This is a genomic window from Rhizobium sp. WW_1 (genome assembly GCF_003610155.1).
Classification (GTDB): domain Bacteria; phylum Pseudomonadota; class Alphaproteobacteria; order Rhizobiales; family Rhizobiaceae; genus Rhizobium; species Rhizobium tropici_A.
In genome coordinates this window covers 64893-87405 of the sequence record NZ_RAIN01000012.1, presented here as the reverse complement: position 1 = coordinate 87405, position 22513 = coordinate 64893, and the positions used below count along the sequence as shown (strand labels likewise).

The 22513-nt window shown below is 58.9% G+C and carries 19 protein-coding genes; 7 read left to right on the top strand and 12 right to left on the bottom strand.

The window, feature by feature from the left end:
• Window positions 1-119: 119 nt before the first annotated feature.
• Window positions 120-1529, bottom strand: a complete 1410-nt coding sequence (locus BJ928_RS27910) for an RsmB/NOP family class I SAM-dependent RNA methyltransferase (RefSeq protein WP_047634028.1) — start codon at window positions 1527-1529, stop codon at window positions 120-122.
• Complete coding sequence (htpX, locus tag BJ928_RS27905) at window positions 1526-2524, bottom strand: zinc metalloprotease HtpX (RefSeq protein WP_047634026.1); 999 nt, start codon at window positions 2522-2524, stop codon at window positions 1526-1528. The genes BJ928_RS27910 and htpX overlap by 4 nt, the downstream gene beginning before the upstream one ends.
• Window positions 2525-2632: 108 nt before the next feature.
• Here htpX and BJ928_RS27900 point away from each other — a divergent pair, with 108 nt between their 5' ends.
• Entirely contained in the window at window positions 2633-2860 is a 228-nt protein-coding gene (locus tag BJ928_RS27900; protein ID WP_047634025.1) for a DUF1674 domain-containing protein, read from the top strand.
• 37 nt (window positions 2861-2897) lie between these two features.
• A complete protein-coding gene (locus tag BJ928_RS27895; RefSeq protein ID WP_047634024.1) occupies window positions 2898-3890 on the top strand; it encodes an alpha/beta fold hydrolase in 993 nt (330 codons plus the stop codon).
• Between the two features lie 65 nt (window positions 3891-3955).
• On the opposite strand, the gene acs is transcribed toward BJ928_RS27895, so the two are convergent.
• Window positions 3956-5914 carry an acetate--CoA ligase gene (acs, locus tag BJ928_RS27890; RefSeq protein WP_047634023.1) on the bottom strand — a complete coding sequence of 653 codons (1959 nt, stop codon included), beginning with the start codon at window positions 5912-5914 and terminating at the stop codon, window positions 3956-3958.
• 223 nt (window positions 5915-6137) lie between these two features.
• Between acs and BJ928_RS27885 the strand changes: the two genes are divergently transcribed.
• Entirely contained in the window at window positions 6138-6845 is a 708-nt protein-coding gene (locus BJ928_RS27885; RefSeq protein ID WP_047634022.1) for a DUF1013 domain-containing protein, read from the top strand.
• A 295-nt stretch (window positions 6846-7140) separates the two neighbouring features.
• On the opposite strand, the gene BJ928_RS27880 is transcribed toward BJ928_RS27885, so the two are convergent.
• Window positions 7141-7800, bottom strand: a complete 660-nt coding sequence (locus BJ928_RS27880) for a YggS family pyridoxal phosphate-dependent enzyme (RefSeq protein ID WP_047634021.1) — start codon at window positions 7798-7800, stop codon at window positions 7141-7143.
• 199 nt (window positions 7801-7999) lie between these two features.
• Between BJ928_RS27880 and leuS the strand changes: the two genes are divergently transcribed.
• Genes leuS through holA form a run of 3 tightly spaced genes read left to right on the top strand, consistent with a single transcriptional unit; the run spans window position 8000 to window position 12192 of the window.
• Window positions 8000-10630 carry a leucine--tRNA ligase gene (gene leuS, locus BJ928_RS27875; protein ID WP_047634020.1) on the top strand — a complete coding sequence of 877 codons (2631 nt, stop codon included), beginning with the start codon at window positions 8000-8002 and terminating at the stop codon, window positions 10628-10630.
• Entirely contained in the window at window positions 10620-11141 is a 522-nt protein-coding gene (gene lptE, locus BJ928_RS27870; RefSeq protein WP_047634019.1) for an LPS assembly lipoprotein LptE, read from the top strand. The genes leuS and lptE overlap by 11 nt, the downstream gene beginning before the upstream one ends.
• Window positions 11142-11154: 13 nt before the next feature.
• The gene (gene holA, locus BJ928_RS27865; RefSeq protein WP_047634018.1) at window positions 11155-12192 is read left to right on the top strand and encodes a DNA polymerase III subunit delta; all 1038 of its coding nucleotides are present in this window, start codon (window positions 11155-11157) and stop codon (window positions 12190-12192) included.
• Window positions 12193-12392: 200 nt separating this feature from the next.
• On the opposite strand, the gene BJ928_RS27860 is transcribed toward holA, so the two are convergent.
• From BJ928_RS27860 to hemE, 8 genes are all read right to left on the bottom strand, one after another.
• Entirely contained in the window at window positions 12393-13277 is an 885-nt protein-coding gene (locus tag BJ928_RS27860) for a ParB/RepB/Spo0J family partition protein (RefSeq protein WP_047634017.1), read from the bottom strand.
• Between the two features lie 34 nt (window positions 13278-13311).
• On the bottom strand, window positions 13312-14109 hold the full coding sequence (locus tag BJ928_RS27855) for a ParA family protein (protein WP_047634015.1): 798 nt from the start codon (window positions 14107-14109) through the stop codon (window positions 13312-13314).
• Window positions 14110-14130: 21 nt separating this feature from the next.
• A complete protein-coding gene (gene rsmG / locus BJ928_RS27850) occupies window positions 14131-14748 on the bottom strand; it encodes a 16S rRNA (guanine(527)-N(7))-methyltransferase RsmG (protein ID WP_047634014.1) in 618 nt (205 codons plus the stop codon).
• A gap of 26 nt (window positions 14749-14774) precedes the next feature.
• Window positions 14775-16655 carry a tRNA uridine-5-carboxymethylaminomethyl(34) synthesis enzyme MnmG gene (mnmG, locus tag BJ928_RS27845; protein ID WP_047634112.1) on the bottom strand — a complete coding sequence of 627 codons (1881 nt, stop codon included), beginning with the start codon at window positions 16653-16655 and terminating at the stop codon, window positions 14775-14777.
• 108 nt (window positions 16656-16763) lie between these two features.
• The gene (gene mnmE, locus BJ928_RS27840; RefSeq protein ID WP_245432576.1) at window positions 16764-18083 is read right to left on the bottom strand and encodes a tRNA uridine-5-carboxymethylaminomethyl(34) synthesis GTPase MnmE; all 1320 of its coding nucleotides are present in this window, start codon (window positions 18081-18083) and stop codon (window positions 16764-16766) included.
• A 138-nt stretch (window positions 18084-18221) separates the two neighbouring features.
• Entirely contained in the window at window positions 18222-19487 is a 1266-nt protein-coding gene (gene rho / locus BJ928_RS27835) for a transcription termination factor Rho (protein WP_028753790.1), read from the bottom strand.
• A 212-nt stretch (window positions 19488-19699) separates the two neighbouring features.
• Window positions 19700-20245, bottom strand: coding sequence for a protoporphyrinogen oxidase HemJ (hemJ, locus tag BJ928_RS27830; protein ID WP_183079462.1), 546 nt, complete (start codon window positions 20243-20245; stop codon window positions 19700-19702).
• On the bottom strand, window positions 20245-21279 hold the full coding sequence (gene hemE, locus BJ928_RS27825; protein WP_047634009.1) for a uroporphyrinogen decarboxylase: 1035 nt from the start codon (window positions 21277-21279) through the stop codon (window positions 20245-20247). The genes hemJ and hemE overlap by 1 nt, the downstream gene beginning before the upstream one ends.
• Before the next feature lie 401 nt (window positions 21280-21680).
• Between hemE and BJ928_RS27820 the strand changes: the two genes are divergently transcribed.
• Window positions 21681-22502 carry a pyruvate, water dikinase regulatory protein gene (locus BJ928_RS27820; RefSeq protein WP_047634007.1) on the top strand — a complete coding sequence of 274 codons (822 nt, stop codon included), beginning with the start codon at window positions 21681-21683 and terminating at the stop codon, window positions 22500-22502.
• The last annotated feature ends 11 nt before the right edge of the window (window positions 22503-22513 follow it).

The following is a 22513-nucleotide window of genomic DNA, read 5'->3' as shown; positions in this document are numbered from 1 at the left end:
CTGCATATTTGCTTCTGCTTACTCTCATTACCCGTGGTTAAAAAGAGGTTACAGATATACCAATTAAGGACATATTACCGGCTTTTTAACCGCTTGGTGGGTGACGAGCCGAACGAAAGCTAGCGCGTGCGTCGAAGCACGACCGCGAAAAAGCCGTCGAGGCCGGAGGCAAAACCATCGGCAAGCGGCAGCATATCCGGCGTGGTGCGGAAGGCACCAAGCGGCGAAATCGCCGCCTCCAGGCCCGGCCAATCCTCCGCGTCGATCGGCACGCGCTCGACATCGTCCTTCTCGGCAAGCAGCCGCGCGACGAGATCCTCGCCCTCTTCGGGATCGAGCGAGCAGTTGGAAAAGACCACCACGCCGGCGGGTTTGACCAGTGTCAGGGCATGGCGAAGCAGACGCGCCTGCAGGCCGGCGAGCTTGGCGATATCCTCCGGCCCCTTGGTCCACAGCACGTCGGGATGGCGGCGCGTCGTTCCCGTCGAAGAACAGGGAGCGTCGAGCAGAGCGGCGTCGAAAAGTTCGTCGGGCTGATACTTGCTCATATCGGCAACGACAGTCTCGGCCTCCAGGCCGAGGCGTGCCAGATTGCCTGACAGCCGCTTCAGCCGGTTGGCGGACTGATCGAGAGCCGTGACGTGGGCGCCTGCGAGAATAAGCTGGGCCGTCTTGCCGCCTGGTGCCGCACAGAGGTCGACCACCCGCTTGCCGGTCAAGGGGCCGAAAAGCTTGGCCGGAATGCTGGCGGCGGCATCCTGAACCCACCACTCGCCCTCGTCGAAGCCTTCCAGCGAGGGAATGGACCCCTCGAATGCAGCAAGCCGCACGCCGCCGGTCGGCAACACGGTGCCGTTCAACCGCTTCGCCCAGCCTTCGGGATCGGATTTCACGGTGAGATCGATCGCGGCCGGCTCAAGCTGCGTGTCGGAAATTTTAAACGCGGCTGGCGCGCCATAGGCAGCTTCGAGGCGAGACAGGAACCAGTCCGGCATGGCCGGCACCTTCGCGACACGCTCGAGAATCTCCTGCTTCTCACGGCCGATGCGGCGGAGGATGGCGTTGACCAGCTTGGCGAAGCGGCGGTTGCGGGGATCGCGGTTGGCCTGCTCGACAGCGAGATCGACGGCGGAATGATCCGGCACGTCGAGATAGAGGATCTGCGTCGCGCCGACGACGAGCACGTGATGCAGGGCGCGGGCACCCTCGGGCAGCGGCGAATCGAGCAGCGACGATATTGCCGCCTCGATGCGCGGCAGGTGCCGCAGCGCGCTGTTCAAGATGGCGCGTACCAGCGCACGATCGCCATCGCTGAGTGTCGTATAGGCAGCGCTGCCGCCTTCGGCGTCGAGCATGCCGTCGAGCGGCGTCTTGCGGTCCAGCACCGCTCCCAGGATCTTCGACGCCGCCGCGCGGGCCGCAAGGCCGGGCTTTGGCGGAGACGAATCGGCCGGCCGCGACTGTTGCGGCCGCTTTCCCGATCGTTTTCCGTCTTTGTTGGAAGCGTTGTTTTTCGTGTCAGAACTCAAGACCAGGGACCCTTCGGCGGTTGCGAACCACCGCGACCCGTATTCGGCACGGAGCGCGATTTGCGCTCCGGATTAGCAGTCAGAACCGGCCCCGTCGAGCCAAAGCCCGAAGATGGGCCTGAAGAGGGTGTCATCGGCGAGGCACTACCGCCGCCGTAACGGGCCATGTCATGCAGCGCGGCGATGCGGTTTTCCGTGTTCGGATGGGTGGAAAACAGGTTGTCCATGCGCTCGCCGGAGAGCGGATTGATGATGAACATATGCGCCGTTGCCGGATGTCCCTCGGCTTCCTCATTCGGAATATGCGCCGCACCACGGGCGACCTTGCCAAGTGCCGAGGCGAGCCATAGCGGATTGCCGCAGATCTCAGCGCCGCGGCGGTCGGCCGAATATTCGCGCGTCCGGCTGATCGCCATCTGCACCAGCATGGCGGCCAGAGGCGCAACGATCATCGCCGCGAGAACGCCGATCATGCCAAGGGGATTGTTGTTGTCGCGGCGGCCGCCAAAGAAGAAGGCGAAGTTGCCGAGCATGGAAATAGCGCCGGCAAGCGTCGCCGTAATCGTCATGGTCAGCGTGTCGCGGTTTTGGACGTGGGCAAGCTCGTGCGCCATCACACCGGCCACTTCTTCCGGAGTTAGCGCGTGCAACAGGCCCGTGGAGGCGGCAACGGCGGCATTTTCCGGATTGCGGCCTGTCGCAAACGCATTCGGCTGCGGGCTGTCATAGAGATAAACCTTAGGCATCGGCAGGCCAGCATTGCGGGCGAGATCGCGAACGATCCGGTAGAATTCCGGCGCGTTGCGCTCATCCACCTCCTGCGCACCGTAGGTTGATAGTACCATGCGGTCCGAATTCCAGTAGGAAAAGAAATTCATGCCGGCTGCGACGACAAATGCGATCAGCATGCCCGATTGACCGCCGATCAGATAGCCGACGCCCATGAACAACGCGGTCATGAAGGCAAGCAGCATGGCAGTACGCATGAGATTCATCGAAAGGCCTCCAACACATCTGTCGTCCAAACCTTTTTCTTTGCGGCCGGACGCACTATGATTTGGCTATTCCTCCGCTTAATTCAACGGTTCCGGACCGATCAGATCATGCAGACAGCCGATAACGACAACAAACTCGACGCCGAAACCGGTGAAATCACTCGCAAGCCACTATCGCCTGCGGCCAAACGCGCGCTTGCAGAAGCCGAGGAGCGCCGCAAGGCACAGGAAGCTCAAGCACAGACCGAACTCCCCCCCGAAATCGGCGGCCGCGGCGGCGCCGACCCCGCCCGATTTGGTGACTGGGAAATCAACGGCCGGGCGATCGATTTTTGAGATAAGTTTAGATTAGCCATCATTCGATGAGAGAATTATGCCCGTAGGTTTCTCTCAAGGTCTGTCCTTTGACAGGAAGCGCACAAACTGGAGCGATACGGACCATCGCCCTTTGGCTTGGTGCGCATGGTATCCGGCCGATGATGATGCAGCCGAAATTGTACCTTCGCCATCTTGGTTCAAGCAAAAGCCGGTCGCGCCCAACGCGCCGTTGAGGAAGTCTTCCGATCCGCACCCTCTGGTACTGCTGTCCCACGGGTCGGGCGGCCTTGCCATCGGATTGGAATGGCTCGGACATCGCTTGGCGCAGGCCGGCTTTGTCGCGCTGGGCATCGACCATCATGGCCATACAGGGTCGGAACCGTATAGAGCCGAGGGGTTCCTCTGTCTCTGGGAACGAGCCGCCGACCTGACTGCCTTGCTTGATAGCGATGACTGGAGAGAGGTTTTGGGCGGGGCCGTCGAGAACCATGCCTATGTCGCGGGTTTCTCAGCGGGCGCCTATACGGCTATGCTGCTTGTCGGCGCACGTGTTGCCTATTCCCAGTTCGAGCCGGACAATCCGCAAAAGAGCCCCATACGCGGCCCGAGAGAATTCCCTGACTTGGCAGATCACATCCCGTCACTTCTCCAAGACAGAATGTTTTTGGAATCGTGGAATCGACGACGAGACAGCTTCAAGGACGACAGAGTAAAAGCCGCTTTGGCGATCGCGCCAGGTCGCTCGGTCCTTGGGTTTGCAAAGCAAAGCCTCGAACAAATAACCGTGCCCATTCACATTATCGGTGGCGACGCCGATGTCATAGCTCCAGCGGCAGAGTGCTGCTCCTGGCTCCGTGAGAACGTGCAAACCAGCTCTCTGGACATCCTGAAGGGCGGGGTCGGCCACTATGCGTTTTTACCGGAGCCCACACCACAGGGCTTGAGAGCAGCGCCAGACGTCTTTACCGACGTCGAAGGTTTGGTGCGAGAACACGTGCATGACCATGTTGCTCAGATCGCGATTAGTTTTTTCAGCGCTGCGACATGAAAATGGAATTTAGGCGAGAGGCTAGCTCTCGCCCAAGGTAGCAAGGCTCGGCGCCGTAGCTCAGATCAAGCCGCGTCCGACTTGTTCTGCCTGTTGGCGATCAGATCATCGACGACGGCGGGATCGGCGAGCGTCGAGGTATCGCCGAGCGCGCCGAAATCATCCTCGGCGATCTTGCGCAGGATGCGGCGCATGATCTTGCCGGAGCGGGTTTTCGGCAGGCCGGGGGTGAACTGGATCTTGTCCGGCGAGGCAATTGGACCGATTTCGGCGCGAACATGCTTCACCAATTCCTGCCGCAGCGCATCCGAGCCTTCCTGGCCGACCATCAGCGTCACGTAGCAATAGATGCCCTGGCCCTTGATCGCATGCGGATAGCCGACGACGGCCGCTTCCGACACATGCTTGTGCGACACCAGCGCCGATTCCACTTCCGCCGTGCCGAGACGATGGCCCGAGACGTTCAGCACATCGTCGACGCGGCCGGTAATCCAGTAATAGCCGTCCTCGTCGCGGCGGCAGCCGTCGCCGGTGAAATACTTGCCCTTGTAGGTGGCGAAGTAGGTCTGGATGAAGCGCTCGTGATCGCCATAGACGGTGCGCATCTGGCCCGGCCAGCTGTCGGCGATGACGAGATTGCCGTCGGCTGCCCCTTCCAGCACGTTGCCTTCATTGTCGACCAGCTGCGGCTGCACGCCGAAGAAGGGCAGGGTGGCCGAGCCGGGCTTCAGATCGGTCGCGCCCGGAAGCGGGGTGATCATGTGGCCGCCGGTTTCAGTCTGCCACCAGGTATCGACGATCGGGCAGCGGCTGTCGCCGACCACCTTGTAGTACCATTCCCATGCCTCAGGATTGATGGGTTCGCCGACCGTACCGAGCAGGCGCAGGCTGGAGCGCGAGGCGCGCTTGACGAACTGGTCGCCGGCGCCCATCAGCGAGCGGATCGCCGTCGGCGCGGTGTAGAAAATATTGACCTTGTGCTTGTCGATGACATCCCAGAAGCGGCCCTGGTCGGGATAGTTCGGCACGCCTTCGAACATCAGCGAGGTCGCGGCATTGGCGAGCGGCCCATAGACGATATAGGAGTGGCCGGTCACCCAGCCCACATCGGCCGTACACCAGTAGATATCGCCGGGATGGTAGTCGAACGTATATTCGTGCGTCATCGCCGCATAGACGAGATAGCCGGCCGTCGTGTGCAGCACGCCTTTCGGCTTGCCGGTTGAACCCGATGTATAAAGGATGAACAGCGGGTCTTCAGCCTTCATCTTCGCGGGTGGGCAATCCGCCTTCACCTTGGCGATTTCCTCGTGGTACCAGCTGTCGCGGCCCGGAGCCCAGCCCGTCTTGCCGCCGGTGCGGCGAACGACGAGAACATTGTTGACCACAACATGCTGGCGTGCGGCGATATGGATGGCCGTATCCGTGTTTTCCTTCAGCGGAATGGGCTTGCCGCCGCGGACGCCTTCATCGCAGGTGATGACGAAGGTCGACTGGCAGTCGACGATACGGCCGGCAAGCGCTTCCGGCGAGAAGCCGCCGAAGACGACCGAATGCACCGCGCCGATGCGGGCGCAGGCGAGCATCGCATAGGCAGCTTCCGGGATCATCGGCATGTAGATGGTGACGCGGTCGCCCTTCTTGACGCCGTGCTTCTTCAGCACATTCGCCAGCCGGCAGACCTGCTCGTAAAGCTCGTTGTAGGTGATCTTCTTGTCGATATAGGGATTGTCGCCTTCCCAGATGAAAGCGACCTGATCGCCGTGCTTCTTCAGATGCCGGTCGATGCAATTATAGGAAACGTTGGTGACGCCATCCTCGAACCACTTAATCGAAACCTTGCCGGTAAAGGACGTGTTCTTGACCTTGGTATAGGGCTTGAACCAGTCGATGCGCTTGCCATGCTTGCCCCAGAACTTGTCGGGCTCCTGGACGCTCTGCTCATACCATTTCTGGTACTTCGCCTTGTCGATCAGGGCGTGCGCCTTGACCGGCTTCGTCACAGGATGGATCTTTTCCGACATTGTTTCCTCCTCAAATCCTCGCACTCCGATTTGCAACTGCGAGTGCTCTTTCCGCGCAATAAATAGCAGGTCAAACTACGACAGCAATTGGACAAAGTGCATTTCATGCGCAAAGAATTGCAATTCCGCGACACTATCGTTATATAGGGCCGTATTTCCCGGACATTGTGGTGTTACACCCCGGACCGCGACACCGGCGCGGACTGACAGAAGGACTATATCCATGGCTCAACAATTGCTCATGCCGAAGGCAACCGCCATCTGGCTTGTCGACAATACGGCCTTGTCATTCGACCAGATCGCGCAGTTCTGCAGGCTGCATCCGCTCGAAGTGAAGGCTATTGCCGATGGAGAAGCTGCGCAGGGCATCAAGGGCCTCGACCCCATCTCGACCGGCCAGTTGACCCGCGATGAAATCGCCCGCGCGGAAGGCAATCCGAACCACAAGCTGAAGCTTTCCGAGCCCAAGGTCCGCGTGCCGGAATCCAAGCGCCGCGGCCCGCGCTACACGCCGGTCTCCAAGCGTCAGGACCGCCCGAACGCCATTCTCTGGCTGGTGCGCAACCATCCGGAACTGAAGGATGCGCAGATTTCCCGCCTCGTCGGCACCACCAAGTCGACCATCGAACAGATCCGTGACCGCACCCACTGGAATTCCGCCAACCTGGCGCCGATGGACCCGGTAACGCTCGGCCTGTGCAGCCAGATCGACCTCGACATGGAAGTCGAAAAGGCCGCCAAGGGTCGCCCGCTGCCGACCGCCGCCGAACTTGGCGCGACGCTGCAGCCGGCGCAGGAAACCGAGAAGCTCGGCTTCAGCTACGAGCGCGACGAGCCCAAGGAAAAGGAAATCGACGCCGACGCCGTTTTCGCCAAGCTGAAGTCGCTGAAGTCGACCAGCCGCGACGACGAAGACGACGATCAGTTCTAAGATCCAACGATAGGGATTTCCCAAAGCCCCGGTTTTCGACCGGGGCTTTTTTGTTGGTTCTTGTTAGCCGGAAGGACCGGGCCATCCTCGCCCTTCGAGGCTGCGCTCCTCAGGGTGAGGATGGAGAAAACTCCGTGGCATAAAGCCAGTTCCTGTAGCCTGAGATCAGTTCAATACAGAGGCTTGCACAGGAAATCAGCCCTCATGATGAGGTGCGTAGGTTCCTGAACTTGTCGAAGGGGCCGAAGCCTCGAACCACGAGGGCGGGTCGCCTGGCCTTTTGTTTCGACCAAATCTACCGCGCGCCGAAAATCGCCGAGCCGACGCGAACGCTGGTCGCGCCGAAGGCGATGGCGGTTTCATAGTCGCTCGACATGCCCATTGAGAGTTTTTCGACGCCGGCCTCCCTGGCAAGTTTTGCGAGCAGGGCAAAATGCGGCCCCGGATTTTCCTCGGCCGGCGGAATGCACATCAGACCTTCGATCGAAAGCCCGAGCTCCTTGCGGCAGAGCTCGACGAAAGCAGCTGTATCGTCAGGCGCGATGCCCGCTTTCTGCGGCTCCAGCCCGGTATTGACCTGCACATAGAGCCTCATGGCCTTGCCCTGCCGCTTCATTTCATCGGCGACGGCCCGTGCGATCTTTTCCCGATCTATGGTTTCGATGACGTCGAACAGCGCCACGGCATCGTCCGCCTTGTTCGATTGCAGCGGCCCGATCAGGTGCAGCTCGATCCCGGCCGTTTCCGCCTTCAGCTCCGGCCACTTGCCCTGGCTTTCCTGTACCCGGTTCTCGCCGAACACCCGCTGGCCGGCCGAAATTGCCGGACGGATCTGATCGGCGTTGAATGTCTTCGAAACGGCGACGAGCTGCACGGAGCCAGCCGCCCGGCCGGCCTGGCGCTCGGCAGCCTCGATATGGGAACGAACTTCGTTCAGGCGCTCTTGAAGTTCCATATTTTCGCCTCGATATTTCGTTTGCTTCTCAATCCCTGCAGTAATGAGGCTGGTCGGCTTTGCCAAGGGCGAATGGGCCGGAATCCGGCTTTGCTTTGCAAGATAAGGCACTTGCTGCACCTGCTAAACTTGACGCTTGGGTGGTTTCGTGGTGAAGGTCACGCCTTACTCCCCATGATTTTCCGGAATACAAGATCAGATGTCTATCGAACGTTATAATCCGCGCGACGCCGAGCCCCGCTGGCAGGAAAAATGGAACGAAGAAAAGGTCTTCGTGACAGATAATGCCGATCCGCGTGAGAAATACTACGTTCTAGAAATGTTTCCCTATCCGTCGGGCCGCATCCACATGGGCCATGTACGCAACTACGCCATGGGCGATGTCGTTGCCCGCTACAAGCGCGCCCGCGGCTACAACGTTCTCCATCCCATGGGCTGGGACGCCTTCGGTATGCCGGCCGAAAACGCCGCGCGCGACAACAAGGTGCATCCGAAGGAATGGACCTACCAGAACATCGCCTCGATGCGCACCCAGCTGAAGGCTATGGGCCTGTCGCTGGATTGGAGCCGCGAATTCGCAACCTGTGACGTCGACTACTACCATCGCCAACAGATGCTCTTCATCGACATGATGGAAAAGGATCTGGTCTATCGCAAGAAGTCCAAGGTCAACTGGGACCCGGTCGACAACACCGTTCTCGCCAACGAACAGGTCATCGACGGCCGCGGCTGGCGCTCCGGCGCGCTCGTCGAGCAGCGCGAGCTGACGCAGTGGTTCTTCAAGATCACCGAATTCAGCCAGGAGCTGCTGGATGCCCTGGATACGCTCGATCATTGGCCGGAAAAAGTGCGGCTGATGCAGAAGAACTGGATCGGCCGCTCCGAGGGCCTGACCGTTCGCTGGGAGATCGTGCCGGAAACCGCTCCCAATAGCGATCGCGAGATCTCGGTTTATACAACCCGTCCCGATACGCTGTTCGGCGCCTCCTTCCTGGCGATCTCGGCCGACCATCCGCTGGCCAAGGAAGCTGCTGCCAAGGACCCGGCGATCGAGGCCTTCTGTGAGGAATGCCGCCGCGCCGGCACCTCGCTGGCCGCGCTCGAAACCGCCGAGAAAAAGGGCATGGATACCGGCATCCGCGTTCGCCATCCCTTCGACCCATCCTGGGAACTCCCCGTCTACATCGCCAATTTCGTGCTGATGGACTACGGCACCGGCGCTATTTTCGGCTGCCCGTCCGGCGACCAGCGCGACCTCGATTTCGCCCGCAAATACGGCCTGCCCGTCGTGCCCGTCGTCATGCCTGCGGATGCCGATGCGGCAAGCTTCAGCATCGGTGATACCGCCTATGACGGCGACGGCGTGATGATCAACTCGCGCTTCCTCGACGGCATGAGCACCGAGGACGCCTTCCAGACAGTGGCGACGAAGCTCTCGGAAACGAGCCTCGGCAACGCGCCGCAGGCCGAGCGCAAGGTGAATTTCCGCCTGCGCGACTGGGGTATTTCGCGCCAGCGCTATTGGGGCTGCCCGATCCCGGTCATCCATTGCGACGATTGCGGTGTGCTGCCGGTGCCGAAGAAGGATCTGCCCGTCAGGCTGCCCGACGACGTGACTTTTGACCAGCCGGGCAATCCGCTCGACCGGCACGCCACCTGGCGTCATGTCGCCTGCCCGCAATGCGGCAAGGATGCTCGCCGTGAAACCGATACGATGGATACGTTCGTCGATTCGAGCTGGTATTTCGCCCGCTTCACCGCTCCCTGGAAAAACCAGCCGACGGACCCGGTTGCCGCGAACCATTGGCTACCTGTCGATCAGTATATCGGTGGCATCGAGCACGCGATCCTGCACCTGCTCTATTCGCGCTTCTTCACCCGCGCCATGCGCGAAACCGGCCATCTCGATGTCAAGGAACCCTTCAAGGGCCTGTTCACGCAAGGGATGGTCGTGCATGAAACCTATAGCCGCGGCAATGGCCTGACGCGCGAGTGGGTCTCTCCGGCCGACATCAACATCGTGGAAGTGGACGGCCAGCGCCGAGCCACTTTGCTGTCGAGTGGCGAAGACATTACCATCGGCTCGATCGAGAAGATGTCGAAGTCGAAGAAGAATGTCGTCGACCCCGACGACATCATCGCTTCCTATGGCGCCGATACCGCGCGCTTCTTCGTACTGTCCGATTCCCCGCCAGATCGCGATGTCATCTGGTCGGAAGCCGGCGTCGAAGGTGCGCATCGCTTCACCCAGCGCATGTGGCGCTTGATCTCCGAAGCCGCCGATGCCCTGAAAGCCGTCGAATCGGCTCCGGCTAAGGAAGGCGAAGCGCTGGCTATATCGCAGATCGCCCATCGCACGCTGAAAGCGGTTCAGGGCGATTACGACAAGCTCGCCTTCAACAAGGCCGTGGCGCGCATCTATGAATTCGTCAATGCACTGGCGGCACCGCTCAACAAGGTCGCGGCCGGCCAGGCGGATAACGCTTATCGCTCTGCCGCTCGCGAGGCCGTCGAAATTCTGATTGCGCTGGTCGCGCCGATCACACCGCATCTGGCTGAAGAATGTTCGGCGGCGCTCGGCAACGTCAACATGGTCGCAACCAGCCCATGGCCCGTTTACGACGACACGCTCGTCATCGAGAACGAGATCATCTATCCCGTTCAGATCAACGGCAAGAAGCGCGCCGAATTGACAATCGCGCGCGATGCAGATCAGAATGCCGTGCAACAGGCCGTGCTCGCCCTGGATGCCGTTACGAGCGCATTGAACGGTCAGGCGCCAAAGAAGATCATCGTCGTTCCACAGAGGATCGTAAACATTGTCGTCTGATACTCTTTTCAAGTTCGCCCGCATCGCCGGCGTTGCGTCTCTGGTGGCTGTTGCTGGCCTTCTGTCGGCCTGCCAGGTACGGCCGCTCTATGCCGTCAGCACGGGTGTCACGCAGAAGCTCTCGGAGGTTTCCTTCTCCCAAGTCGGTACGCGCGTCAGCCAGGAAGTCCGCAATCAGCTGATCTTCATCGCTGGACGAGGCGCGGGCGAGACCAAGACGCCGAAATATAATGTCGATCTGAGCGTCAGCTCCGGTACTGGCGGCGTGCTCTATCTTCCATCTTCGGACACGTCCGGCGCAGGTCGCACGACCGTAACAGCCTCCTTTACCTTGAAGGAAATCAGCACTGGCAAAGTCATCAAGTCCGGTAGCCGCGCGGTGACATCGCTCGTCGACTTCCCGACGCAGGAATTCGCCAAGCAGCGCGCAATTCGCGATTCGGAAGACCGCGCCGCCAGGGAAGTTGCCGAGATGGTAGCGGCCGACATCGCCGCTGCGCTCAGCCGCTGATCAAGGGCGCGGCATGGCGGAAGTCAAATCTCACGAATTCGATGGATTCCTCCAAAATGCCGCGCGCAACTACCGGGTCTTCGTGATCTACGGCCCCGATCGCGGGTTGGTTTCCGAGCGTGCCACGTTGATCGCCGGCAAGACCGGCGTCGATCTGAACGACGCCTTTTCCCTTATCAAGCTCGACGTTGGCGATCTGCAGAACGATGCCGGACGCCTGCTTGATGAAGTCAACGCCATCGGCCTGTTCGGCGGCGAGAAACTCGTATGGATTCGCGGCGCCGCTAACGAGAAGTCGCTGGTCGACTCCCTGCAAATCATTGCTGAAAGCCCGCCGGATGCCAGTTTCGTCATCATCGAAGCCGGAGATCTCAAGAAGGGCTCAGGCTTGCGGAAAGTAGCGGAGCCGGCGCGCTCCGTCGCAGCGATCCCCTGCTATGCCGACGATGCCAGAGCTCTCAATGGTCTGATCGACACCGAACTGGCAAGTGAGGGGCTACGCATTGCGCCGTCTGCCCGTCAGGCCTTGCTCGAGCTTCTTGGCGGCGACCGCATCGCCTCGCGCAACGAGGTTCGCAAGCTGGCGCTTTACTGCCGAGGGCAGGGGACCATTGAAGAAAACCATGTGAATGAAATCATCGGCGACGCCAGTGCGATTTCCACCGACGATGCCGTCGATGCCATCCTGAAGGGCGATTCGGAAGCATTTCTACACGCCATGCAGAAGATAGCATCTTCCAAGACCCCGATGTTTCTCGTGCTGCAGGGATGCCTCCGACAGTTTCAGATGCTCGACACCATGCGGGCAGAGATGGATGAGAAGCGGATTGCGGCCACGCAAGTCATGCAGACGCATGGACGCCACCTGCATTTCAGACGCAAGCCAATCATCGAACAGGCTCTCAAAACGTGGTCTGCGGCCGCCATCGCCCGTGAAATGAACAGGCTTCAATCCGCCATTCTGCAGACGCGGCAGCGTGCAAGCCTTGAAGACACGATCGCAACACAGACCCTGCTGGCAACCACTCTGCAGTCGGCCCGCAAGGGCTAATGTTTCACAAGAAACACGTCACGCGCCTATCGCGCGGCAATCTGTAGGTGACGCTATCTATTTGTTTTTAAACTACTATAGAGCTTCTAGAGCATGATGCCGAAAAGTGTGAGCGGCTTTCGGACGACACCATGCTCTACTTCTTTGATTCTAGGGCGGATTCAGATTTTAGATCGAACATACCCAAAAATCATCCGGCTCTAGCGGCGTTCCAGCAGCCGGCAGATCTCTTCCAACTGCTCCAGCGTCTTGTAGCTGATCTTGACTTGGCCGCCATTGCCGCGGTGGTTGATCGAGACATCCAGACCGAGCGTATCGGAGAGCGTGCGCTCCAGCGCGAGCGTATCGGAATCCTTCTCGTCCCTGCGCGCCCCGGCGGGGCGAGGGTCATTCTGCGCCTTGATATCGTTCTGAGCCAGTCGCTCGGCATCGCGAACCGACATCCCCTTTGAAACGACGGTGCGCGCCAGCGCCGTCGGATCGGACGTCGAAACGAGAGCGCGGGCATGGCCGGCAGACAGCGAGCCCGCAGCGAGCATATCGCGCACCGGATCGGGAAGCTTCAACAGACGCAGAGAATTGGCGACGTGGCTGCGGCTCTTACCGATGATCTCGCCGAGATCGTTCTGCGTATAGCCGTGCTCGGCAATCAGCTGCTCATAGCCCAACGCCTCTTCCAGCGGATTGAGATCGGCGCGCTGGACGTTTTCGACGATAGCAATCTCAAGCGCGGTCTTGTCATCGACATCTCGAACGATGACCGGGATTTCGATCAGACCGGCAAGCTGCGCCGCCCGCCAGCGTCTTTCACCGGCGATAATCTCGAACCGGTCAGTGGAAACAGTGCGGACCACTACCGGCTGGACGATGCCATGCTGACGAATGGAACTAGCGAGATCGTGCAGTTCGGTCTCATCGAAGTAGCGACGAGGATTGCGCGGGTTGCGGCTGATGAATTCGATCGGGATCAGGCGATCGGGATTGACGGCCGGTCTACCGGCATCCACGGGCACCGGCTGATCCATCTCCCCGATGAGAGCCGCCAATCCGCGCCCGAGACGCCGCTTCGAAAGATCATCATTCATCGCCGATACTCACTCTGGAACAAATATTACGTCATTAGGCGGCAGCCTTTCGCTGCCGCTCTCTCTGGATCACTTCAGACGCCAGCTGCAGATAGGCCTGGCTGCCCGCGCACTTCAGATCATAAAGAATGGCCGGCTTGCCATAGGACGGCGCCTCGGACACGCGAACGTTGCGCGGAATCAACGTATGGTAGACCTTCTCGCCCAAATGCGTGCGGACATCGCTGACAACCTGCTGCGCCAGATTGTTGCGAGAATCGAACATGGTCAAGACGATTCCCTGAATATCAAGGGAGGGATTGACTGTCCGACGGACCTGGTCGACCGTTTCCAGAAGCTGACTGAGGCCCTCCAGGGCGAAAAATTCGCACTGTAACGGTACCAGAACGGAATGTGCCGCCGCCATGGCGTTCATCGTCAGCAGATTAAAGGAAGGCGGGCAATCCACCAGAATATAGGAGAAGGCGAGGGCGTCCGACGCATTCAGCGCGCGACGAAGCTTGAAAACGCGATCCGATTGCTGCGCGATCTCCATCTCGATGCCAAGCAGATCCATAGTCGATGGCACGATGAAGAGATTGGGCACGGCCGTTTCCTGAACCGTATCCTTGATACCATGACTTCCTACCATCAGATCATAGGAGGACAGCTTGCGATCACGTCGCTCGATGCCCAGACCCGTGCTGGCATTGCCCTGAGGGTCGAGGTCGACAATCAGGACGCGCTCACCGATGGCGGCAAGGGCTGTCGCCAGGTTGATCGCAGTCGTGGTTTTTCCGACGCCGCCCTTTTGATTTGCGATGGTAATAATCCGGTTTCGCTCGCCGATCATCTGCCGCATATCCAATTATGGTTAAATCAAGCGTCGAAGGCGACTTAGCTCCAGAATGACGGAATCTCGCTCGACGACACTCTCATGTTTTACCAGATCGAATTCCCAACGACCACGGGCTTTCTTGAGCTCCCGCTCGTAATCCCGGCCTTTATGCAACAGCAGGCGCAGATTTTCATTGCGCTCAAGCCAGGGAGCTGCGTAATCCAGCAGCATCTCGAGCTCGGCGAGCGCCCGCGCGGAAATCACATCACAATTTCCGATAACCGCAGGTGCTTCCTCGATTCGAATTGCATGAACCGCGCCGCGTGCATCGCATTCGCGCAGGCAAACGCGCAGAAAAGCAGCCTTCTTCTGATTGCTTTCAACCAGATCGACATGTCCTGCGCCTCGTTCGGCCAACAGGATCGCCGTTATCACCCCTGGAAACCCGCCACCACTACCCAGGTCGACCCAGTGATCGGTTGAGGGGTGCAGCTGGAAGATCTGCGCACTATCAGCGATATGGCGGCGCCAAAGATCATCAATCGTAGACGGTGCAACGAGATTAATCGTCTTCGCCCACTTCTGAAAAAGCTCGGCAAAATGCTGCAGCCGCTCCTGTGTTTCACGTGAAACACGTACACCGTTCAATTCCATTCTATGGACTCTCTAACCTTGCAGTATCAGGAAACAAGCTGCTGTTGTTCCGCGGCGCCCGTTTTCCGTAAATATGCCAACAGCAGAGAGATTGCAGCTGGCGTCATGCCGTCTATCCGCGAGGCCTGCGCAATGTTCTTCGGGCGTGCCATCTCGAGCTTTTGTTTCAGCTCATTGGACAAACCGGACAAGACGGAGAAGTCGAACTCCGGCGGAATAGCGCGCTCTTCTTCCCGCCGAGCCTGGACAATATCAGCAGTCTGTCGATCCATGTAAACGGCGTAGGCCGCTTCAATCTCGATAGCCTCGACAACCTTGCGCTCGATCGACTGCAATTCTGGCCAAAGGCGCGAGAGATTTCCGACGGACTGACCAGGATGCGAGAGAAGTTCATAGGCGGAGCGTCGCTGACCATCCTTATTAAGATGCATTCCGACCTTCTCTGCCTCGTTCGGCGTTACCGTTAGACCTTTCAATCGTTCGCGGGCCTGCTCGAGGCTCTTTATATATCGATCGAAACGCGAAGCGCGGGCAGAACCGACACAGCCGATGGAGAGACCAGCAGGAGTCAGACGGACGTCTGCATTGTCGGCGCGAAGCGACAGGCGGTATTCTGCGCGCGACGTGAACATGCGATATGGCTCGGCAACGCCGCGCGATGTCAGATCGTCAATCATGACGCCGATATAGGAATCCGTGCGGCTGAACTCGATCGGCTTGGCACCAGACGCAAGCCGCGCGGCGTTTAACCCAGCAACGAGGCCTTGAGCGCCAGCCTCTTCATATCCCGTCGTGCCATTGATTTGGCCCGCCAGGAAAAGGCCGGGAATTTTCTCCACTTCCAACGACAGCTTCAGTTCCCGTGGATCGACATGATCATACTCGATGGCATAAGCATGCTGAAGAATGCGGACTCGTTCCAGACCCGGAATGGTTCTTATGAATTCGTCCTGGACTTCCTCGGGAAGCGAGGTCGATATGCCATTGGGGTAGACAGTCGTGTCATCGAGACCCTCCGGTTCAAGGAAGATTTGATGGCCGTCCCGCTCACCAAATTTGACAATCTTGTCTTCAATCGACGGGCAGTAACGCGGCCCCACACCTTCGATCTGGCCGGAATACATCGCCGAACGCTTCAAGTTCTCGGCAATAATCCTATGCGTTTCCGGCGTCGTCCGGGTGACGCCGCATTCGATTTGTGGATTCACGATGGAATCGGTCATGAAGGAGAAGGGCGTCGGATCTTCGTCCGCGCCCTGTCGTCCGACCGAATCCCAATCAATGGTCGCACCATCGAGGCGGGCAGGGGTTCCGGTCTTCAGCCGTCCGAGCGCGAGGCCGTGTCGAAGCAGCGTGCTGGAAAGCCCGACGGACGGCTCTTCGCCGACCCGGCCAGCCGGTATCTTCTTGTCGCCAATATGGATAAGGCCACGGAGGAAAGTGCCGGTGGTCAACACGACGGCACCACATTGAATGCTACGGCCATCCTTCAGGACAACTGCCGACACCCGGCCGTGCTCAAAAGCAAGATCGAACGCATCACCCTCGATAACATCGAGGTTGTCGATGGCGCCAATCCCGGCCTGCATCGCCAAGCGGTAGAGCTTACGGTCCGCCTGTGTACGCGGGCCACGCACGGCGGGACCCTTCTTGCGATTCAGCATTCGGAACTGGATACCGGCTGCATCGGCGACGCGGCCCATCAAGCCGTCCAGAGCATCAATTTCCCGAACCAGATGGCCTTTGCCGAGACCGCCAATCGCCGGATTGCAGGACATAACCCCGATGGTGTCACGCCTATGCGTCACCAACGCCGTACGCGCGCCGAGGCGCGCAGCCGCAGCGGCAGCCTCGCTGCCTGCGTGGCCACCACCCACAACGATCACATCATACACGTCATCGAACATCATCACGTCCTCGGTCGTGCCGTTTGTTTGGCACACCAATTTCAGGAGTCAAGAAGGTTTCACGTGAAACGTCAACCAGGAGCCGCGTGACGCCCTGTTTCACGTGAATCATTTTCCAATACAGAATTCCGAGAAGATCACATCCAGTAGATCTTCCACGTCGACACGCCCGGTAATGCGCCCAAGGCTGGTCGCTGCCTGACGCAAGTATTCAGCCCTGATATCCAGACCCTGATTTTCTGCGCCGAGTGCGGCTTCGACAGCACTGAGACTCTCTGTCAGCAATTTGCGATGGCGCAGTCGGCTTGGCAAAGCCAGAGACAGCATCCCTGAACGCAGCTGCAGATCTTGACGAAGAAGCTCGTGCAAGCCCGCCAATCCAGAGCCCGTGGCTGACGAAATCAACACATCATATCTGTCATGAGTCCCGGGGTGAATATCAGACTTCGTCCCGAGTGTCAGCACTTTACCGGTGAAACCCGGAAAGTCCCGCTGCGCCTCATCGCCAATCTCGGCAAGAGACAGAACAAGATCCGCATCAGCCACCGTTCGCAGCGCACGACGAATACCCTCACGTTCGACAATCTCGTCGGTCTCCCGCAAGCCTGCGGTATCGTAGAGCCTGACCGCATATCCCTCGATATTCAGATCGACATGCAGCACATCGCGGGTTGTTCCCGCGATATCCGTAACGATCGCCACTTCGCGCTTTGCCAGTGCATTCATGAGACTGGACTTGCCAGCGTTAGGCGCTCCGACAATCACCACCTTCAGACCGTCGCGAATGATCTCGCCAAGATCAGCACCAGCCAGATGATCGGCAAGTTCCGCGCGCAGATGCTGCATATCAGTCCATACCATGTCCGATACGGAACCCGGCACATCATCCTCATCGGCAAAGTCCAACTCCGCCTCGATCAGAGCCCGTGCGCGCGTCAGTCTGTCGGCCCAGCCATTATAAAGGACCGACAGCCCGCCAGCGGCATGCTCCAAGGCGAGCCGCCGCTGCATCTCCGTTTCCGCGCTGATGAGGTCAGCAAGGCCCTCCACCTCGACGAGATCCATCTTGCCATTCTCAAGAGCTCGCCGCGAGAACTCTCCGTGCTCGGCTAAACGGCAACTCTCGAAGGTCGAGAGTTCATCAAGAAGCGCCTTCACCACAGCCTTGCCGCCGTGAACATGAATCTCGGCGCAATCCTCACCCGTAAAAGAGGCAGGCCCTGGGAAAATCAGGACAAGGCCGCGGTCGATCATCAGACCGTTACGAGTCCGAATCGTTTTAAGCGCGGCTTGGCGGGGAGCTGGCAATGTTCCGGCAAGAGATCTCGCGAGAACGAAAGCCATCGCACCACTAATTCGGATAACCGCAACTCCAGAGGGTACAGACCCGCTTGACAGCGCATAGATTGTTTCATTCTTCGTCAGCATGAGATTGATCCGCATCCGAATCGATTGCCGAAAGACTACCGATCCAACAAACAAAAGCGGGCCGCAAAATGCGGCCCGATCGTAGCACCATTTCCTATATCAGCGCGGCCGAGCCGCACGAGATATCCCGGCCTGGGATTAGGTGTTCATCGATTCGAAGAAATCCGGATTGTTCTTCGTCTGCTTGAGCTTGTCGATCAGGAATTCGATTGCGTCCGTCGTACCCATCGGAGCCAGGATGCGGCGCAGAACGAAGATCTTCTGGAGATCCTGGCGCGGCACCAGCAGGTCTTCCTTACGCGTGCCGGACTTGAGGATATCCATTGCCGGGAAGATACGCTTGTCAGCAACCTTACGGTCGAGAACGATTTCCGAGTTGCCCGTACCTTTGAATTCTTCAAAGATGACTTCGTCCATACGGCTACCGGTATCGATCAGCGCGGTCGCGATGATCGTCAGCGAACCGCCTTCTTCGATGTTACGGGCAGCACCGAAGAAGCGCTTCGGGCGCTGCAGGGCGTTGGCGTCGACACCACCGGTCAGAACCTTACCGGAGGAGGGAACGACGGTGTTGTAGGCGCGGCCGAGACGGGTGATCGAATCGAGCAGGATGACGACGTCGCGGCCATGTTCGACCAGACGCTTGGCCTTCTCGATGACCATTTCGGCAACCTGCACGTGGCGAACCGCCGGCTCATCGAAGGTCGACGAGATGACTTCGCCGCGCACGGAGCGCTGCATGTCGGTCACTTCTTCCGGACGTTCGTCGATCAGAAGAACGATCAGATAGCAATCGGGATGGTTTGCCGTAATGGAATGGGCAATGTTCTGCAGGAGAACGGTCTTACCGGTACGGGGCGGAGCAACGATCAGACCGCGCTGGCCCTTGCCGAGCGGGGCCACGAGATCGATGACGCGGGGAGAAAGATCCTTCGAGGTGGGAACATCGAGTTCCATGCGGAAGCGCTCGTTCGGATAGAGCGGCGTCAGATTGTCGAAGTGAACCTTATGACGAATCTTTTCCGGATCGTCGAAATTGATGGTGTTGACTTTCAGCAGCGCGAAATAGCGCTCGCCTTCCTTCGGTCCGCGGATCGGTCCCTCGACCGTGTCGCCCGTCTTCAGTGAGAAGCGGCGGATCTGGGAGGGAGAGATATAGATGTCGTCCGGACCGGGAAGATAATTTGCGTTAGCGGAACGCAAGAAACCGAAGCCATCCTGCAGAACCTCGACGACGCCCTCGCCGATGATTTCTACATCCTGGCTCGCCAGCACCTTGAGGATCGCAAACATCAGTTCCTGTTTGCGCATCGTGCTGGCGTTTTCCACCTCGAGCGATTCGGCAAAGGCCAGCAGATCGGTCGGGGATTTATTTTTCAGTTCCTGAAGCTTCATTTCAGCCATGAAGGGAAGTACTCATTTTTTAGGAGGGGAAAGGCAATGTTGTTCGTATTCAGAACCGCGACAGGGGCGCTCGCGGGCGACAGAATGGATACATGCCACGAAGAGAAGATGGCGGGAAAATAGCGACTCACTTTCTGAACCGCAAGGGGGGCGCGCAAAATGAAGGAAATTTAACGTCGCCCCTAATACAGCCCCTCCTTACCCAAATGGCCTCACGCAAACGGCTTGACGACCACCAGAATGACGATCGCGATCATCAGCAGTGTCGGCGCCTCGTTCATCATCCGCCAGTACCGCGCCGAATGCTTGTTTTCATCCCTGGCAAAGGCACGCGCCGCACTGCTGAAATGGCCGTGAATACCCGAAAGAATCACGACGAGCCCGATCTTGGCGTGCAGCCAGCCGCCGTGGAAATCATAAACCGACCAGGCAAGATAAAGCCCGAAGATCCAGGTGAGGATCATCGCCGGGGTGATGATGTAGCGCAGCAAACGCTGCTCCATCACCTTGAAAGTCTCGGATTGCTGCGAACCCGGCTCGGCGTCCACGTGATACACGAAAAGCCGTGGCAGATAGAACATGCCGGCCATCCATGAGATGACCGCGATGATATGCAGAGCCTTGATCCAGAGATAGAGATCGGCCGGATGCCAGGCGAAGAGCCCGATCGCCAAAACCGCAAAAATCAGGATCATGAAATAGGCGCGCCGTCCGGCTCTTTGGCCCGGAGCGGAATCCGTCTGCTTTTCCACCGTCATCAGTTCCTCCATCCCCGCACGCGTTCGACAAGCGCCGTGACATTGGCGGGATCCGCCTGCGGCGTTATCCCGTGCCCCAGATTGAAAATCAGCGGTCCGTGCGCGAGCTGCTGCAAGATCTCGTCGATCCCTTCTTCCAGCGCCCTGCCGCCGGCAACGACCCGCATGGGATCGAGATTTCCCTGCACGGGGCCTTCCTTCTGCAGCTCCCGGGCAAAGGCCAAAGGCACCGACCAATCGAGACCGATCGCATCGGCGCCTGTCTTCTGCCTGTAAGTCTTGAGTTGGTATCCGGCACCCTTAGCAAAAGCGATGATGCGGGCCTGTGGTCGCCGCGCTTTGACCGACGCAATCATCTTCGCAACCGGCCTGGCGGCAAAGGCTTCGAATTCTTTCTCGCCGAGCACACCGGCCCAGGAATCGAAAATCTGCACGGCATCGGCGCCAGCATCGATCTGCGCCACCAGGTAATCGGCGGAAATCTCCGCAAGCAGCATCAGGAGATGTTCGAACGCCTTCGGATAACGATAGGCAAAGAGCCGGGCAGGGGCCTGATCGGGCGTGCCATGTCCGGCGATCATATAGGTCGCAACGGTCCAGGGAGCCCCACAGAAGCCAAGGAGCGTCGTCTCCGCGGGCAACTCCCACCGCAGCCGCCGCACCGTCTCCATGACAGGCTCCAGGTGCGCTATCACCCCTTCCGGTTTCAAAGCCAGGATGCCGGCCTCGTCGATCGGGTCCATTTCCGGCCCGTGCCCTTCGGTGAAGCGAACGTTGCGCTTCAGCGCGTCCGGTATCACCAGAATGTCGGAAAAGAGAATGGCGGCATCGAAGCCATAACGCCGGATCGGCTGCAGCGTCACTTCGACCGCATGGTCTGGCGTATAACAGAGATCGAGGAAACTTCCGGCTTTCGCGCGCGTCTCGCGATACTCCGGTAGATAACGGCCTGCCTGTCTCATCAGCCAGAGCGGGGGAGGGGTCAGCGCTTCTCCGCTCAAGACCCGCATGATCTTCCGGCGTTCATCGATCACAGACGTCGTCCTATATAAAATCAAACATATATTGAAAGGTTTCTATTTCTTAGAGTCGGTGAGTAGCAAGGATTAAAGTTCATCCCTTGCCTGTCCAATTTGTCGCGCCTCACCCGGAAATTTGCAGAAAATCGAAGGCGAGGAGTCGATATGTGGAAAACGAAGACGATCTTTCAATCTTTTGAGCAGCTTGCAGAGAAATTTGCTCTATCCCCTTCTGGGGACAAAGCGGGGATTGTCGCGATGCTTTTCACCTTGTCCACATTGCCCACAGCCTGCGCGAAAGCCGCTTCTCGAAAATTCCAAATGTGGAAAACTCGGCCGTTTTCCACTTGCCCATGACGCCCCCCTTCCCGTACCTCTCTTTTCTCCCGAGATATCAACAGGTGATGGAAAGTAGCGTGGAAAACCGGACAAGCTTCTTTCATCTGCACCTGATTTCTGACTCAACCGGCGAGACTCTCATCTCCGCCGGCCGCGCCGCTTCCGTGCAATTCCATGCCAGCCAGCCGATCGAGCACGTCTATCCGCTGATTCGGAATCGCAAGCAGCTTCTGCCTGTGTTGGAGGCGATCGATCACAGTCCCGGTATTGTGCTTTATACGATCGTCGATCGCGAGCTTGCCGATTTCATCGCCGAGCGTTGCCGCGAGATGGGAGTACCATCAGTCAATGTTCTCGAGCCGGTCATGAATGTTTTCCAAACCTATCTCGGCACGGCGTCGCGCCGTCGCGTCGGTGCCCAGCATGTTATGAATGCGGATTATTTCGCCCGCATCGAAGCGTTGAACTTCACCATGGATCATGACGACGGCCAGATGCCCGACGACTATGACGATGCCGATGTCGTCATCATCGGCATCAGCCGCACATCGAAAACGCCGACCAGCATCTATTTGGCGAACCGCGGCATCAAGACCGCAAACATTCCAATCGTCCACGGCGTCCCCCTGCCCGAAAGCCTGAGCAGGGCGACGAAACCATTGATCGTCGGACTGGTCGCGACCACGGACCGGATCACGCAGGTCCGCGAAAATCGCATTCTCGGCGCAACTCCGGGCTTCGATCGCGGCGATTATACGGATCGGGCTGCGATCTCCGAAGAACTGAAATATGCACGTTCGCTCTGCGCGCGGCACAACTGGCCGGTCATCGATGTCACCCGCCGCTCGATCGAAGAGACGGCCGCCGCCATTGTTGCCCTGCGCCCCAAGCTGCGCTAAGCGCTGCACAT